This window comes from Streptomyces sp. Go-475, from assembly GCF_003330845.1.
Lineage (GTDB): Bacteria > Actinomycetota > Actinomycetes > Streptomycetales > Streptomycetaceae > Streptomyces.
Map to the genome: position 1 here is coordinate 7,675,999 of NZ_CP026121.1, position 14,425 is coordinate 7,690,423.

At 72.5% G+C, this 14,425-nt stretch carries 14 protein-coding genes and 1 riboswitch; of the genes, 12 read left to right on the plus strand and 2 right to left on the minus strand.

Annotation, left to right across the window (positions count from 1 at the left end):
• Positions 1-8 precede the first annotated feature (8 nt).
• Both C1703_RS34815 and C1703_RS34820 read left to right on the plus strand, forming a co-directional pair.
• Positions 9-656 carry an XRE family transcriptional regulator gene (locus C1703_RS34815; RefSeq protein ID WP_198678353.1) on the plus strand — a complete coding sequence of 216 codons (648 nt, stop codon included), beginning with the start codon at positions 9-11 and terminating at the stop codon, positions 654-656.
• Positions 653-772 (plus strand): DUF6126 family protein, encoded by a 120-nt coding sequence (locus C1703_RS34820; RefSeq protein WP_114256573.1) that lies wholly within the window; start codon positions 653-655, stop codon positions 770-772. The genes C1703_RS34815 and C1703_RS34820 overlap by 4 nt, the downstream gene beginning before the upstream one ends.
• A 15-nt stretch (positions 773-787) precedes the next feature.
• Here C1703_RS34820 and C1703_RS34825 read toward each other — a convergent pair whose 3' ends face one another.
• On the minus strand, positions 788-1,585 hold the full coding sequence (locus tag C1703_RS34825; RefSeq protein WP_114256574.1) for a tyrosine-protein phosphatase: 798 nt from the start codon (positions 1,583-1,585) through the stop codon (positions 788-790).
• Positions 1,586-1,764: 179 nt separating this feature from the next.
• Between C1703_RS34825 and C1703_RS34830 the strand changes: the two genes are divergently transcribed.
• The 4 genes from C1703_RS34830 to C1703_RS34845 all read left to right on the plus strand — a co-directional run bounded on the left by C1703_RS34830 (position 1,765) and on the right by C1703_RS34845 (position 7,061).
• Positions 1,765-3,840 (plus strand): alpha-galactosidase, encoded by a 2,076-nt coding sequence (locus tag C1703_RS34830; protein WP_114256575.1) that lies wholly within the window; start codon positions 1,765-1,767, stop codon positions 3,838-3,840.
• A 310-nt stretch (positions 3,841-4,150) separates the two neighbouring features.
• Positions 4,151-4,311, plus strand: a riboswitch (cyclic di-AMP (ydaO/yuaA leader).
• A gap of 4 nt (positions 4,312-4,315) precedes the next feature.
• Positions 4,316-5,239, plus strand: a complete 924-nt coding sequence (locus tag C1703_RS34835) for a M23 family metallopeptidase (RefSeq protein ID WP_114256576.1) — start codon at positions 4,316-4,318, stop codon at positions 5,237-5,239.
• Between the two features lie 174 nt (positions 5,240-5,413).
• Entirely contained in the window at positions 5,414-6,130 is a 717-nt protein-coding gene (locus C1703_RS34840; RefSeq protein ID WP_114256577.1) for a DUF6250 domain-containing protein, read from the plus strand.
• 145 nt (positions 6,131-6,275) lie between these two features.
• Positions 6,276-7,061, plus strand: a complete 786-nt coding sequence (locus C1703_RS34845; protein WP_114256578.1) for an SGNH/GDSL hydrolase family protein — start codon at positions 6,276-6,278, stop codon at positions 7,059-7,061.
• Between the two features lie 79 nt (positions 7,062-7,140).
• Here the strand turns inward: C1703_RS34845 and C1703_RS34850 are convergent, their stop codons facing one another.
• Positions 7,141-7,761, minus strand: coding sequence for a TetR/AcrR family transcriptional regulator (locus tag C1703_RS34850; protein ID WP_114256579.1), 621 nt, complete (start codon positions 7,759-7,761; stop codon positions 7,141-7,143).
• A 258-nt stretch (positions 7,762-8,019) separates the two neighbouring features.
• On the opposite strand from C1703_RS34850, the gene C1703_RS34855 reads away from it, so the two are divergent.
• The 6 genes from C1703_RS34855 to C1703_RS34880 all read left to right on the plus strand — a co-directional run bounded on the left by C1703_RS34855 (position 8,020) and on the right by C1703_RS34880 (position 14,278).
• The gene (locus C1703_RS34855) at positions 8,020-9,363 is read left to right on the plus strand and encodes an MBL fold metallo-hydrolase (RefSeq protein WP_114256580.1); all 1,344 of its coding nucleotides are present in this window, start codon (positions 8,020-8,022) and stop codon (positions 9,361-9,363) included.
• Between the two features lie 531 nt (positions 9,364-9,894).
• Positions 9,895-12,165, plus strand: coding sequence for an ATP-binding protein (locus C1703_RS34860; protein WP_114256581.1), 2,271 nt, complete (start codon positions 9,895-9,897; stop codon positions 12,163-12,165).
• A gap of 68 nt (positions 12,166-12,233) precedes the next feature.
• Positions 12,234-12,665 (plus strand): roadblock/LC7 domain-containing protein, encoded by a 432-nt coding sequence (locus C1703_RS34865; protein WP_114256582.1) that lies wholly within the window; start codon positions 12,234-12,236, stop codon positions 12,663-12,665.
• Between the two features lie 2 nt (positions 12,666-12,667).
• Entirely contained in the window at positions 12,668-13,039 is a 372-nt protein-coding gene (locus C1703_RS34870) for a DUF742 domain-containing protein (protein ID WP_114256583.1), read from the plus strand.
• The gene (locus C1703_RS34875; protein WP_114256584.1) at positions 13,017-13,646 is read left to right on the plus strand and encodes an ATP/GTP-binding protein; all 630 of its coding nucleotides are present in this window, start codon (positions 13,017-13,019) and stop codon (positions 13,644-13,646) included. Before C1703_RS34870 ends, C1703_RS34875 begins: the two co-directional genes overlap by 23 nt.
• Before the next feature lie 59 nt (positions 13,647-13,705).
• Complete coding sequence (locus C1703_RS34880; RefSeq protein ID WP_114256585.1) at positions 13,706-14,278, plus strand: GAF domain-containing protein; 573 nt, start codon at positions 13,706-13,708, stop codon at positions 14,276-14,278.
• The last annotated feature ends 147 nt before the right edge of the window (positions 14,279-14,425 follow it).

Sequence of the window (14,425 nt, forward strand, 5' to 3'; positions counted from 1 at the left end):
ATGGAGGCATGAGCTCCTCCGACACCGAGCGGCCCTCCGGGGCCGACTCGCCGGCCGACCAGCCGGCCGGTGCGCTGCCCGGCGTGGTCGCGCCCCAGCTGCGGGCGCTGCGGCGCCAGGCCTCCCTGACGCTGGAGGCCGCGGCCCGCGCCGCCGGGCTGTCGCCCGCCCACCTCTCCCGTCTGGAGACCGGGCAGCGCCAGCCCTCGCTGCCGATGCTGCTCGCGCTCGCCCGTGTCTACGGTACGACCGTCTCCGAGCTGCTCGGCGAGACGGTCGCCGGCCGGGACGCCGTCGTCCGCGCCGCCGACATGGAACCGACCGAGGCGGGCGGCTGGACCTACTGGCAGGCCGGCGCCTCCGGGCGCGGGATGCAGGCCCTGCGGGTCCGCGTCCCCTACGGCTCCCAGGGCGACATCGTGCGCGTCCACCCGGGCGAGGAGTGGCTCCATGTGCTGCGGGGCCGGCTGCGGCTGCGCCTCGGGGACACCGCGCACCGGCTGGCGCCCGGCGACAGCGCCCACTTCGACTCGCTCACCCCGCACCGGATCGCCGCCGAGGACCACGACGGAGTCGAGCTGCTCTTCGTCCACACCCTGCTGCAGAGCCCCACGGCCGCCCTCTGTCTGGGCCCCACCCCTGGAGAGACGCCATGAGGGACATGGAGGAGAAGTTCCCCCGCGCCCTGTGGGTGCGGCTGTTCGTCTACCTCATCCTGGGGCACGTCTTCGCCGCGTTCATCTACCTGCTGTTCGAGGTGGGCGCCAAGTAGCCGCCGGGCGGCGCCTCAGTCGAGGAGCCGCTCGCGCAGCCGCTCCCGGGTCGTGGGGGCGAGCCCGAGGCCCTTCTCCAGATAGGCGTCCACGCCGCCCCAGGTCTCCTCGATGGTGTCGAACGCCGCCGCCAGGTACTCGGCGCGCGCGTCGAACAGCGGGTTCAGCAGCTCCATGACCTCGGGGGAGTAGGCCGAGGCGTGGGAGCTGCTGCGGTGCACCTTGTAACGGCGGTGCTTGGCGTTGGACTTCAGGTAGTCCTCGACGATCGCCTCGCGCTCGACGCCCAGGGCGAGCAGCGTCACCGCGATGGACAGGCCCGCGCGGTCCTTGCCCGCCGCGCAGTGCATCAGCGCGGGGACGCTGTCCTCGGCGAGCGCGTGCAGCACGCGGGAGTGCTCGGCCGTGCGGCTCCTGATGATCGTGCGGTACGAGGCGATCATCCGGTCCGCGCCCTTGCCGTCCGAGAGGATCGCGCGCAGCTGGTCCAGGTCGCCGTCGCGGACCATCTTCCAGAACTCGGCGCCGTCGGCCGGGTCGCTCAGCGGCAGGTTCACGTTGCGCACGCCCGGCAGCTCGATGTCCGGCCCTTCGAGCTTCTGGTCGGCGGCGTTGCGGAAGTCGAAGACCGTGTGCAGGCCCAGGCCGGACAGGAAGGCGGCGTCCTCACCGGTCGCGTGGGCGAGGTGGCCGCTGCGGAACAGCACTCCCTGCCGCACCCGCCGTCCGTCCACGGTCGGCAGCCCGCCCACATCGCGGAAGTTGCGGACTCCGGCCAGCTCGGGCTCGGTCGACGGGACCTGCTGCGTCACGAGGGCTCCTCCCCTTCGGCGCCGTCGGCGCGGCTCGTCGACGGGCACCACTCGACGATACGACATGCCTGCCTGGGGCAATGAGTTGTCCACAGGCGTTGCAGCGAGCCCCCCGAGCCCTTGATGATGTTGCGGCCTGGTCGCACCTGGTCGGGCTTGTTCGAATCTGTGAGGGCTTGATGCTGGAGATCTCCGAAGACGGACGTACGTGGGTGCTGTCGGGACCGGCCAGCAGCTACGCCGTCCACGTCACCGACCGCCACGAACTGCTGCACCTGCACTGGGGCGCCCGGATCGCCCTGGCCGACGCCGAGGCGCTCGCCGTCCGGCCGCTGCCGGAGTACTGGCCCTTCGAGTCCCCGCTCGACGGGCGCGAGGAGTACCCGGTCGAGGGCGGCCCCCGTTTCGCCCGGCCCGCCCTGTCCCTGCGCACGGCCGAGCGGCGCGGCACCGAGTGGGCCTACGAGGGGCATGACGCCGAGGACGGTGAGCTGCGGCTCCGCTTCCGCGACGGTGACCTGGCCGTCACGCTGCACTACCGGATGCGCTCCTCGTCGGACGTCGTCGAGCGCTGGGTGACCCTGGACAACCGGGGGCCCGCCGTCGAGGTGCTGCGTGCCGACTCCGCCACCTGGACCCTGCCCGACCGCGACGCCTGGCGGCTGTCCCAGCTGCACGGCCGCTGGGGCGCCGAGTCCCGGCTGACGCGCTCCGCGCTCACCCACGGCGAGAAGGTGATCGGCAGCCGTCGCGGCCACACCTCCCACCAGCACCTGCCGTGGGTCGCGCTCGACACCGACGCGACCGAGGAGCGCGGCGAGGTCTACGGCTGCGCCCTGGGCTGGTCCGGCTCCTGGCGGATCGCCGTCGCCCAACTCCCGGACGCGCGGGTGCAGATCACCGGCGGCGCCGGACACGACGACTCGGGCCTGCTGACGCTGGGCACGGGGGAGTCGTACACGACCCCCGTCTTCGCCGGGCTGTGGACCGACGGCGGCTTCGGCGGGGCGAGCCGGGCCTGGCACGCCTACCAGCGGGCCCATGTGATCCCGGACGCCGGCCGGGACCGGCCGGTGCTGTTCAACTCCTGGGAGGCCACCGAGTTCGACATCTCCGAGGAGCAGCAGCGGGCGCTCGCCGAGCGGGCCGCCGCCATGGGCGTCGAGCTGTTCGTGGTCGACGACGGCTGGTTCGGGGCGCGCACCAGCGACCGGGCCGGGCTCGGCGACTGGACGCCCAACCCCGACCGCTTCCCCGGCGGGCTGAAGCCGCTCGCCGACCAGGTGCACGGGCTCGGCATGCAGTTCGGCATCTGGGTCGAGCCCGAGATGGTCAACCCGGACAGCGAGCTGTACCGGGCCCACCCCGACTGGGTGCAGTACCAACCGGGACGAAAGCGGACGGAGTTCCGTAATCAGCTCGTGCTGAACCTGGCCCGGGAGGACGTCCAGCAGTACCTGTGGGAGCAGCTCGACGGGCTCCTCTCCAGCGCCCCGATCGACTACGTCAAGTGGGACTTCAACCGCTGCTTCACCGACGCCGGCTGGCCGGACGACCCCTACCCGCAGCGGCTCTGGGTCGACCACGTGCACGCCCTGTACGCCCTGCTGGACCGCCTGCGGGCCGCCCACCCGGGCGTCGCCTTCGAGTCCTGCTCGGGCGGCGGCGGCCGGATCGACCTCGGGGTGCTGAGCCGCACGGACCAGGTGTGGACCTCCGACAACACCGACCCCCTCGACCGGCTCGCCATCCAGCACGGCTTCAGCCAGCTCCACCCCGCGCGCGTGATGGCCGCCTGGGTCACCGACAGCCCGAACGCCATGCTCAACCACCGGGCCAGCTCCCTGCGGTTCCGGTTCGTCAGCGCCATGGCCGGGGTGCTCGGGGTCGGCGGGGACCTCACGAAGTGGACGCCGGAGGAGCTCGCCGAGGCGAGGGAATGGGTGGAGCTCTACAAGGAGATCCGGCCCGTGGTGCAGCGCGGCGACCTCTACCGGCTGCGGCCCCCGGAGGGCGGCCTGAGCGCGGTGCAGTACGTCCTCGACGACGAGACCGTGGTCCTGGCCTGGCTCCAGGCGCAGCGGTACGGCGAGCCCGTGCCGGCGCTGCGGCTGCGGGGCCTTGATCCGGCAGCGGTGTACGAATGCCCCGAAACGGGCGAAGTTCACCGTGGTGCCGTACTGCTGCACCACGGGCTGCGCGTCGCTCTGCGCGGGGACCTGGACGCCGCTGTCGTCCTGCTTAAGCGCAAGTAGCCGTTCTTGTCCGAATAGGTCGGTTCGGTCGTTTGGATATAACGTGCCCCGATCGTAAAGGAGATGTGGTCGGGGCGCGTGACCATCGTCATATTCGTGACGATGCGTTGTCGCCATGTTCACGTAATTCCGGCGCTATTCAGGGCCATTGCGGAAAACGGGAGATCGGTAATCCACGCTCGGTGACGGGAAATGTGGCGACGCGTCAAGAAAAACGCCGTCACAGGCAACCACAAGCTTGTCCCGTTGCGTCTTGGTCGCTTACGTTCCACACCAATCCGGACGGACGCCTAATCCTGCCGCCGCCCGGAGCCCGCACACACTGACCCGTGTACGGCAGGAGCGGGGGACCCACAGGTACGACGCCTGTTCCGGTTCCCGGAACGGCTTGGGGTTAAGCCGCGCCTCGGCGCGGCCGGGCATCTCCAGCCCGCACCCGACAGCTCACCTCGTAGGCGCCGGAGAGGAATTCGCCATGCCCGCGAAGGGTAAGCACCGCCGCCCGAAGACCCAGCGTTTCACCCGCTCCATCGCCGTCGCCGGAACCGGCGGGGCCGCTCTCGCCCTTCCGCTCATGGGGGCCGCCGGCGCCCACGCCGCCACCCCGCAGTCGGCCCCGGAAAAGGCCGTCCAGTCCGCTCCGGCCGCCGAGAGGAAGGCCCCCGAAAAGGCCACGGGCACGCACACGTACACCGTGAAGGCCGGTGACTGCCTCGCGAAGATCGCCGACGAGCAGCACGTCAGCGGCGGCTGGAAGAAGCTCTACGCGGACAACCGCGACGCCGTCGGCGACGACCCGTCGCTGATCCACCCCGGCCTGAAGCTCTCGATCGGCAAGAAGGCGGCGACGAGCGCGCCCAAGGCGCCGTCCGCGCCGAAGGCCTCGGCCGAGAAGCCCGCGAAGAAGCCCTCCGCGCCCAAGCCGGCCGCGAAGGCGGAGACCGCCGCGAAGCCCGCCGCCGCCAAGCCGGCCGCCGAGAGCAACGCCAGTGGCTACACCGCCCCGGTGGACGGCGCCACCGTCGGCACCCCGTACCGCATGTCCGGCAGCATGTGGTCCAGCGGCTACCACACCGGTGTCGACTTCGTCGTCCCGACCGGCACCTCCCTCAAGGCCGTCGGCGCGGGCACGGTCGTCTCCGCCGGCTGGGGCGGCGCGTACGGCAACCAGGTCGTCATCAAGCTGAACGACGGCTACTACGCCCAGTACGCCCACCTGTCCCAGCTCTCCGTCTCGGCCGGCCAGACCGTGACCGCCGGGCAGCAGGTCGGCCTGTCCGGCGCCACCGGCAACGTCACCGGACCGCACCTGCACTTCGAGATCCGCACCACGCCGGACTACGGCTCGGACGTGGACCCGGTCGCCTTCCTGCGCTCCCACGGCGTCTCCGTCGGCTGACCGACCGCACGACCACCTGCCTGACACGCCACCGAAGGCCGGACCTCGATCCCCGGGGCCGGCCTTCGGTGTGCGCGCGTTCCGTCGACCGGTTCAAGGGATCGACAGAAAGCGGCAGTTGGGACACAGTGATCCCGCCGTGAGTGCAAGCGCTTTCTGAAGGAGCTGTGTCCTGTGTCGACCACCCGCAGAACGTTCGGAGCCCTGACCGCCGGAGCCGCCCTGGCGGCCCTCGCCCCGACGACGGCCGCACACGCCGTGCCCGGTCGCCGTCGGCTCATCGCCCACGACGACTTCCGCCGCGGCCTCGGCCAGTGGGCGACCGAACTGCAGGGCGGCGGCAGCGTCACCGCCGCGCGCGGCGTCCTGGAGATCGACGTGCCGAGCGGGGCGACGGTCTGGTTCAGGCGGCGGCTCGAGGGCCCGTACGTCCTCGCCTACACCGCCACCCCCGTCTCCGCGGGCGGGGTCAACGACCGGGTCTCGGACCTCAACAACTTCTGGAACGCCACCGACGTCCGCTCCCCGGGCGACCTCTTCGCGACGCCGCGCGGCGGGGCGCTGGAGGAGTACGACCACCTCACGACGTACTACGCCGGCTACGGCGCCAACTACAACACCACGACCCGGCTGCGCCGTTACGTCGGCGAGCCCGGCGTGCGCCCCCTGATCTACGACTACACCGAGCCGCTGCTGGTCCCGAACGAGCCGAACCGGGTCCGGATCGTCTCCGACGGCTCCACGGTCAGGTGGTGGAACAACGGGCGGCTCGTCTTCGACTACACCGACCCGCAGCCCTACACCGGCGGGCACTTCGCCTTCCGGACCGTGTGGAGCCATTTCCGGATCACTGACTTCCGCGTCTGGCGGCTTGCCCCGAAACATCCCTGACGGGCCGTGTATTCCAGAGTTGGCCAACACTTTGGGAGTGGCTTATCTCACCGCCCGTCAACCCTTTCCTACGGTCGCGTAGGTCACATTCGAGGGTGAATCATGAACGGCTGTGGCAGACGATTCGAAGAGTGACAGCAGAGCAGTGATCGGGTCGTACGTGGCGGTGGGGGACAGCTTCACCGAGGGCGTCGGTGATCCCGGCCCCGACGGGGCGTTCGTCGGCTGGGCCGACCGGTTCGCCGTCCTGCTCGCCGACCTCCGGCCCGAGGGCGACTTCCAGTACACGAACCTCGCCATACGCGGAAAGCTCCTCGACCAGATCGTGGCGGACCAGGTGCCGCGGGCCGTCGACATGGCCCCGGACCTCGTCTCGTTCTGCGCCGGGGGCAACGACATCCTCCGGCCCGGCACGGACCCGGACGAGGTGGCCGAGCGCTTCGAGCGGGCGGTCGCACAGCTCACCGCCGTGGCCGGCACGGTGATGGTGACGACCGGTTTCGACACGCGTGGCATGCCGGTGCTCAAGCACCTGCGCGGCAAGATCGCCACCTACAACGGGCATGTCCGGGCCATCGCCGACCGGTACGGCTGCCCGGTGCTCGACCTGTGGTCCCTGCGCAGTGTGCAGGACCGCAGGGCCTGGGACGCCGACCGGCTGCACCTGTCGCCCGAGGGGCACACGCGCGTGGCGCTCCGCGCGGGCCAGGTGCTCGGCCTCGACGTGCCGGCCGATCCCGAGCAGGAGTGGCCCCCGCTGCCGCCGCGCGGCACCCTCGACATCCGGCGGGACGACGTCCACTGGGCGCGTGAGTTCCTGGTGCCGTGGATCGGACGCCGGCTGCGCGGGGAGTCGTCCGGTGACCATGTGACGGCCAAGGGGGCGTTGTCGCCGGACGACATCAGGATGCGGATCGCCTCGGTGGCGTGAGACGGGTGGCGTGACCTCGGTGGCGTGAGAAGGGCCTCTGCGGTCGCTCCTACTGCATCGAGGGCGTGGGCGGTTGGCTCTACTGCCCCGAGGACGTGGGCGGTTGCCCGGTCAAGCCCAGTTCGCGCGCCAGTGCCTCGTCCGTCCACTGCTGGGCCCGCGCCCGCGACACCGCGCCGGCGTAGGACGTCAGCTGGACGGCGAGGCCGTCGAGGAGGGCGGTGAGGCGCAGGGCCGTGCCCGCCGGGTCGGGGCAGCGGAACTCGCCCGCCGCCACGCCCTCCGCGATGACCTCGATGATGGCCGCCTTCCACTGCCGGTCCAGGTCCTGGGCGACCTCCCGCAGCGCGGGCTCGCGCAGCGCCGCCGCCCAGCCCTCGATCCACAGCCGCCAGCCCTTGGCCGGGCCCGTGGGGGCGTACCACCGCACGGCCGACCGCAGCCGGCGCAGCGCCGACGTACGGCGGCCGAGCAGCTTGCGCAACTGCGCGAGGTCGGCCTCGGCGGCGTGCCGGTACGCGGCGGCGACCAGCCGCTCCTTCGTGGAGAAGTGGTAGAGCACCAGCGCGTTGCTCACCCCGAGCGCCGAGGCCACGTCGGCGATCCTGACCGCCGCCACGCCCCGGGCCTCGATCTGCTCGATGGCGGCCCGCAGCAGCTCACCGCGCCGTTCCGCCACGCTCAACCGGACTCTCGTCACGCCGTCACCCTACCCACGCCCGCGCGGCCCCCGGCGTGCGGATCCGGCCGGTCCGGCACTGCCACCAGGCGTCCGTGCCGGAGTTCACCACGACGTCCGGCAGCGTTCCCCCCGGCGGTCGGCAGTGGATACACGGTCGGCAGGCGATGCCGCCCTGCGCGCGGCCGGAGTGGGTATCGCCCCGGGGCCCCTGCGCACCGGTGGTGTCGGAGGGGCCGACCATAATGGAAAGCCTGACCGACTCCACCTGGAGGTACCGTGGCCGGTTCCCGTTCCCTGAGCTCCGGGCTCCGCGCGCTGCAGCCCGAGGCGTTCGGCGCGGACCCCCGCGGCCAGCGCATGGCGCGCATCCGTAGATCGCCCCACTTCAAGGACGGGGTCTTCCAGAACCCCGGCGGCCCCGCGCGGATTCGGCCCTCGGGCTCGACCCTGGACTTCGCGAAGGTCTTCTTCGACAAGGACACCCGGCCCCGCCGCGCCCCGAAGGGCACGGTGCCGGTGCACGCCACCACCCTCGCCGACATCTCCCGGCCGCCGGCCACGGGGCTGCGCCTGACCTGGATGGGGCACTCCAGCGTGCTCGCGGAGATCGACGGCCGGCGGGTGCTCTTCGACCCGGTGTGGGGTGAGCGCTGCTCTCCGTTCCCCTTCGCCGGCCCCAAGCGGCTGCACCCCGTGCCCCTGCCGCTGGCCGCGCTCGGCCCGGTCGACGTGGTGGTCGTCTCGCACGACCACTACGACCACCTGGACATGCCCACCATCAAGGCCCTGGCCGGCACGGACACGCTGTTCGCCGTCCCGCTCGGCGTCGGCGCCCACCTGGAGCACTGGGGCGTGTCCGCCGGCCGGCTGCGCGAGCTGGACTGGCACGAGTCGACGAAGATCGACGGCCTCACCCTGACCGCCACCCCGGCCCGGCACTTCTGCGGCCGGGGCCTGCGCAACACCCAGCACACCCTGTGGGCCTCCTGGGTCGTCGCGGGTGACGAGCACCGGGTCTACCACAGCGGGGACACCGGCTACTTCGACGGCTTCCAGGAGATCGGCGCCGCGCACGGGCCGTTCGACGCCACGATGATCCAGATCGGCGCGTACTCCGACTTCTGGCCCGACATCCACATGACCCCCGAGGAGGGCATGCGCGCCCACCTCGACCTTCAGGGCGGACCGGATCACGGCCTGATGCTGCCGATCCACTGGGCCACGTTCAACCTGGCGACGCATCCGTGGGCGGACCCGGGCGAGGGCACGGTCGCGGCCGCCCGCGCGGTGGGCTCGCGCATCGCCCTGCCCCGCCCGGGCGAGCCCTTCGAGCCGACGGCCGAGACCGTCCCGTCGGAGCCGTGGTGGCGCGGGGTGGCGCTCGGTTCGTCGGGCGGCCGTGCGGTCGGTGGACCGGTCGGTGGCGATCCGGTAGGGGGTCCGGTGGGTGGTGGTCCCGTCGGTCCCGTCGGTGGCGGCCCCGTCGGGGAGGCCCTTGCCGACGCGGCGATCAAGACCGTCTCGGACGCGGCGGCCGTGGCCCAGGCCGACACTGTCCGTGACGGTCGAGGCGGGGCGGCCAAGGGCACCGAAGACCCCGAGACGCTCCCGGCAGGCTGATCCGGGGCACGGCGCAGACTTACGGCGAGGGCCGGGGAGCGAGAGGCTCCCCGGCCCTCGCCGTCTCTGTGTGACCGCTTCTGACCAGGTCGGATCGAAACGTTGCCGTCCCTGGCCGGATGGCTGACGGAGTTATCGGTCTGTCGTACGAGACCTCATACCAGAGCGGGACGCTCACCGTATGAGTTTGTCAACTGCCCACCGCACATGATGCGCTGGCGACTACTGTCAGTGGCCGTCGGGAAACAGACGGATCAGGGAGCGGGGGGCCGGCACGTGCAGGCGCAAGGCGGACGAGGGAGTCGACGCGAGGAGGATCCCCGCTGCCCGCGCACGACCGACGCAGGCACGGGCGCGGCCGTGGCCGCCGCGCCGGAGCGGCATCCGGACCCCGGCCAGGTCGGTGCCGGACGGAAGCGGCGCGAGTCCGGGCGGACGGCCCGGGGCGCGCGGAAGCGGCCCCGCGAACCGGTCCGCACCTCCGCAAGCCCCCCTGGCAGCCAGGACCGACGGACCAGTACGAGGACACCGATGTCTCACCTCCGCGCCCCGGCCGCACGCGCAGACCGCCGTGAGGGCGGGCGGCACGGGCGGCCGGCCGCCCGCACCGCCACCGCGCTGCCCGAGACCCACATACGGCCCCAACTGCTGCGTCTCGCGGTACTGCCGCCCGTCGCCGTCGCGCTGAGCGGCTGCGCCGCCGTCCTCTTCACCGTCCGGTCCACGGGAATCCGGCCCGGCCTCACGCTGTGGGCCGTGCTCGCCGGCGCGGTCTTCGTGGCCCTCGTCGGCATCGTCGTCGCCGCGGTGGCGGCCAACCGCGCCGCCGGGTCCGTGCACGACCGCATCGGCGTGCTGCGCCGCGCCACCGCACGGCGCGAGGCCGACCTGCGCGCCCTGGTCGAGACGCTGCGCCGCGGCGACGGACCGCCCCAGCACAACCCGCAGAACCCGCGCGACGGCGCCCCCGAGGACGCCGACGACTTCGAACTCCTCTCCTGCGACCTGGCCCGGGCGCACGACGGCGCCGTCACCGCCGTCGTGCAGGCCTCGCAGCTCTCCAGCCAGGCGGGCAGCGAACAGAAGCTCGAGGTGTTCGTCAACCTGGCCCGGCGCCTGCAGTCACTGGTGCACCGCGAGATCTCCATCCTCGACGAGCTGGAGAACGAGATGGAGGACCCCGACCTGCTCAAGGGGCTCTTCCACGTCGACCACCTCGCCACCCGCATCCGCCGCCACGCCGAGAACCTCGCCGTGCTCGGCGGGGCCGTCTCCCGCCGCCAGTGGAGCAACCCGGTCTCCATGACCGAGGTGCTGCGCTCGGCCATCGCCGAGGTCGAGCAGTACTCCCGGGTCAAGCTCGTGCCGCCGGTCGACGGCACCCTGCGGGGACACGCCGTCGCCGACGTCATCCACCTGCTCGCCGAACTCGTCGAGAACGCCACGGTGTTCTCCGCGCCGCACACCCAGGTGCTGCTGCGCGCCAACCTCGTCACCTCCGGGCTCGCCGTCGAGGTCGAGGACCGCGGGCTCGGCATGCCCCTGGAGGAGCAGACGCGCATGAACGCGCTGCTCGCCGACCCGGACCAGGTGAACGTCGCCCGGCTCCTCGCGGACGGCCGCATCGGGCTGTTCGTCGTCTCGCAGCTGGCCCGGCGGCACGGCATCACCGTCCGCCTGCAGACCAACATCTACGGCGGAGTGCAGGCGGTGCTCGTCGTGCCGCAGGCGCTGCTCGGGGCGGAGGCGGGGGCACCCGGCGGTACGGGCCGGCCCCAGGCCGGCGGTACGGCGACCGGTGCGGAACGCCCGGCTGTGCCGATGCGGCAGACGGGGCGGCACGGGCAGGCGGCGCTGGGCGGGCAGGCGGCGCTGGGCGGGCAGTCTTCGTCGGGGGGCGCCGGCGCCGGAGCCGGCGGCCTGTCCGGGGGGCAGTCCCCTGCCGACGGGGCTGCGTCCGGATTCTCGTCCGTGGCGGTGCCCGCGTCCGAGGCGCGGTCGTCCGGTCCGGCCGCGGCATCCGCCGTCCCGTCCGCGTCCGGCCTCGCGCCCGAAGGGCCCCGGCAGGCAGCCGAACCGGCCCCGGGCGGAAGCCCGAAGAACGGCCGGCCCGCTCCGCTGCCCGTGCGCGGGGCCCGCCGGGAGCGGCCCACCCCGGCCGAGGCACGGCCCGGCATCAGCCCCGACGACCGGCGCATCCTCGCCGAGAACGTGACCACGCCGCCCACCCCGCGCAACGGCGCCGTGCGCGGCACCATGGGCAAGCCGCAACTGCCCCGCCGCCGCGCCCAGGAGCACATCGCGCCCCAGCTGCGCGACGGCCCGGCGCCCCGCCAGGACCCCGAATACCTCGTCGGCCACGACCCCGGTCTGATGGCGGCCTTCCAGCGCGGCATCAGCCTCGCCGAGGCCCAGCAGAACATGGAGGCCGGGAACATGGAGTGGGGCGACACCACGTCCTCCCACGGGGAGCCGACGCATATCGAGTCGCCGCACATGTCCTCACCGCACATGTCCTCCTCGCACGTGGAAGTCCCGCACATGGAATCCCCGCACGGAGAGCCGCCGCGCAGGGCGTCCGCACACAGGGACCCCGCGCATAGGGATCCCACCCACAGGGACCCGATTCCCCGGCAGCCGGCACACCTGGAGCCGCTCTCCACCGAGCTGTCCGCCTCGACCACCCCGGCCTCCGTGGACGCACACCGCACCACCGAGGCACGCGGCGTACGGGACGGTGCGGGCGCGTCCCGCCCCGACCACACCACCACCCGGCACGACGGGAGCGCACCCGCCGGATGACCACCCCCGTTTCCATCCCCACCCCCAGCGCTCCCGCAGACCTTCGTACCCCAAGGAGTCGATCCACCATGGCGAGCGATGCGCCGACCGCCCATGTATCCGATCTCGACTGGCTGATGAGCGGCCTCGTGCAGCGCGTACCGCACACATCCGCGGCGGTGCTGCTGTCCTGCGACGGACTCGTGAAGTCCGTGCACGGCCTCGACCCGGACAGCGCCGACCACATGGCCGCGCTGGCCTCGGGCCTGTACTCCCTGGGCCGCAGCGCCGGCGTCCGCTTCGGCGACGGCGGCGACGTACGGCAGGTCGTGGTCGAACTCGACTCGACCCTGCTGTTCGTCACCACCGCCGGCTCCGGCACCTGCCTGGCCGTGCTCGCCGGGCGCGAGGCCGACGCGGCCGTGCTCGGCTACGAGATGGCGATGCTGGTCAAGAGCGTCCGCCCCTACCTGGTGACCGCTCCCCGGCAGTCCGTCGAATCCCCGGCGATGAGGCCTTGAGCGTGACGGCGGCCGGTGACGGGCCCTGGCTCGACGACGCGGCCGGGCGGCTCGTGCGCCCGTTCACGGTCAGCAACGGCCGTACCCGTCCCACCGTCGCGCTCGACCTCGTGTCGCAGGTGATGGCCACCGGGGCGACCCCCCTCGGCTATCTCGGCCCCGAACACGCGGAGGCGCTCGAGCGGTGCCGTGTGCCCGTCGCGGTCGCCGAGGTGGCCGCGCATCTGAAACTGCCGGTGGCCGTCACCAAGGTGCTGCTGGCGGACCTCGTCGACTGCGGGGCGCTGACCACCAAGCCCCCCGCGTTCCACCACAACCCGACGGACCGGGCTCTTCTGGAGGCAGTGCTCGATGGACTACGACGACAGCTCTGACTACGCCGACGGACCCGGCCGCGGCGCCGACCCGTTTCCCACCGCGCTGAAGATCCTGGTGGCGGGCGGGTTCGGCGTGGGCAAGACGACCTTCGTCGGCGCGGTCAGCGAGATCGCACCGCTCAGCACGGAGGAACTGCTCACCACCGTCAGCGCCGCGACCGACAATCTCGACGGCATCGAGAACAAGGTCGAGACGACCGTGGCCATGGACTTCGGCCGCATCACGCTCGACCAGGAGCACGTGCTCTACCTCTTCGGCACGCCCGGCCAGGAGCGGTTCTGGTTCATGTGGGACGAGCTGTGCGAGGGAGCGCTCGGGGCGGTCATCCTCGCCGACACCCGCCGCCTCCAGGAGTGCTTCGCGGCCGTCGACTTCTTCGAGCAGCGAGGCCTCGGATTCATCATCGCCGTCAACGAGTTCGACGGTGCCCACCGCTACGACCCCGAGGAGGTGCGCGCGGCACTCGACCTGCCCGAGGAGGTCCCCGTCGTGTGCTGCGACGCGCGGATCTCCAGCTCCGGGGTCCAGACCCTGCTGACCCTGGTGCGCCATCTCATCGCCCACGCGCCCGCCCCCGCGACGGGGTATGGCGCCCACATGTGATCTCCAACCACCGCCAGGAGACCGTATATGACGCATGCCCACACCCCGGGAGCACGCCCATGAGCTACGACCCGCCGCGCCCGGCCGGTCGTCTGCTTCTCACACCCGAGGACAAGGAGGCCCCGGCCCGCGCCCGCCGACTGCGCGGGCTGGGCCTGGGGGAGCGCCCCGAACCCGCCCTCGACACCTTCGCGCACCGCCTCGCCGAACTGACCCGGGCGCCCTACGCCATGGTCAACTTCCCCGACGAGCAAGGGCAGTTCTACGCGGGCCTGTACGTCCCGGCCGTCGCGCCGGTCGTGCGGAGCGACGGCACCAGCACGCAGCTCGGCCGCACGCTGCCCCGCGACCATGGCTTCTGCCCCCATGTGGTGGCGCGACGCAAAGCGCTGGTCCTGGAGGACGTCCACGACTATCCGCGGTTCGCCGGCAACCCCGTGGTCGACGAGTTCGGCATCCGCTCCTACCTGGGAGCACCGCTCATCGACGGCACGGGGCTCGTGCTGGGCACCGTCAGTGTCGCCGACGTCGAGCCGCGGCCGTGGGGCAAACCGGGCCTGACCGCCATCAAGGAGCACGCCGCGCAGCTCGTCATGGAGCTGGAGGGCCGGGACGGCCTGCTGCCCTACTGAACGCCCGGGCGCCCGCGCCGGGCACCGCGAAGGGCGTGAAGGAAAGCTGCGGCGGCGCTTAAGAAAACCTCGATGGACCGGTGCGGCCGCCGTACGGCAGATTGCTGTGCGATCCCACTCCTCTCCCGGTCCAGGGGCTCCTTCGGC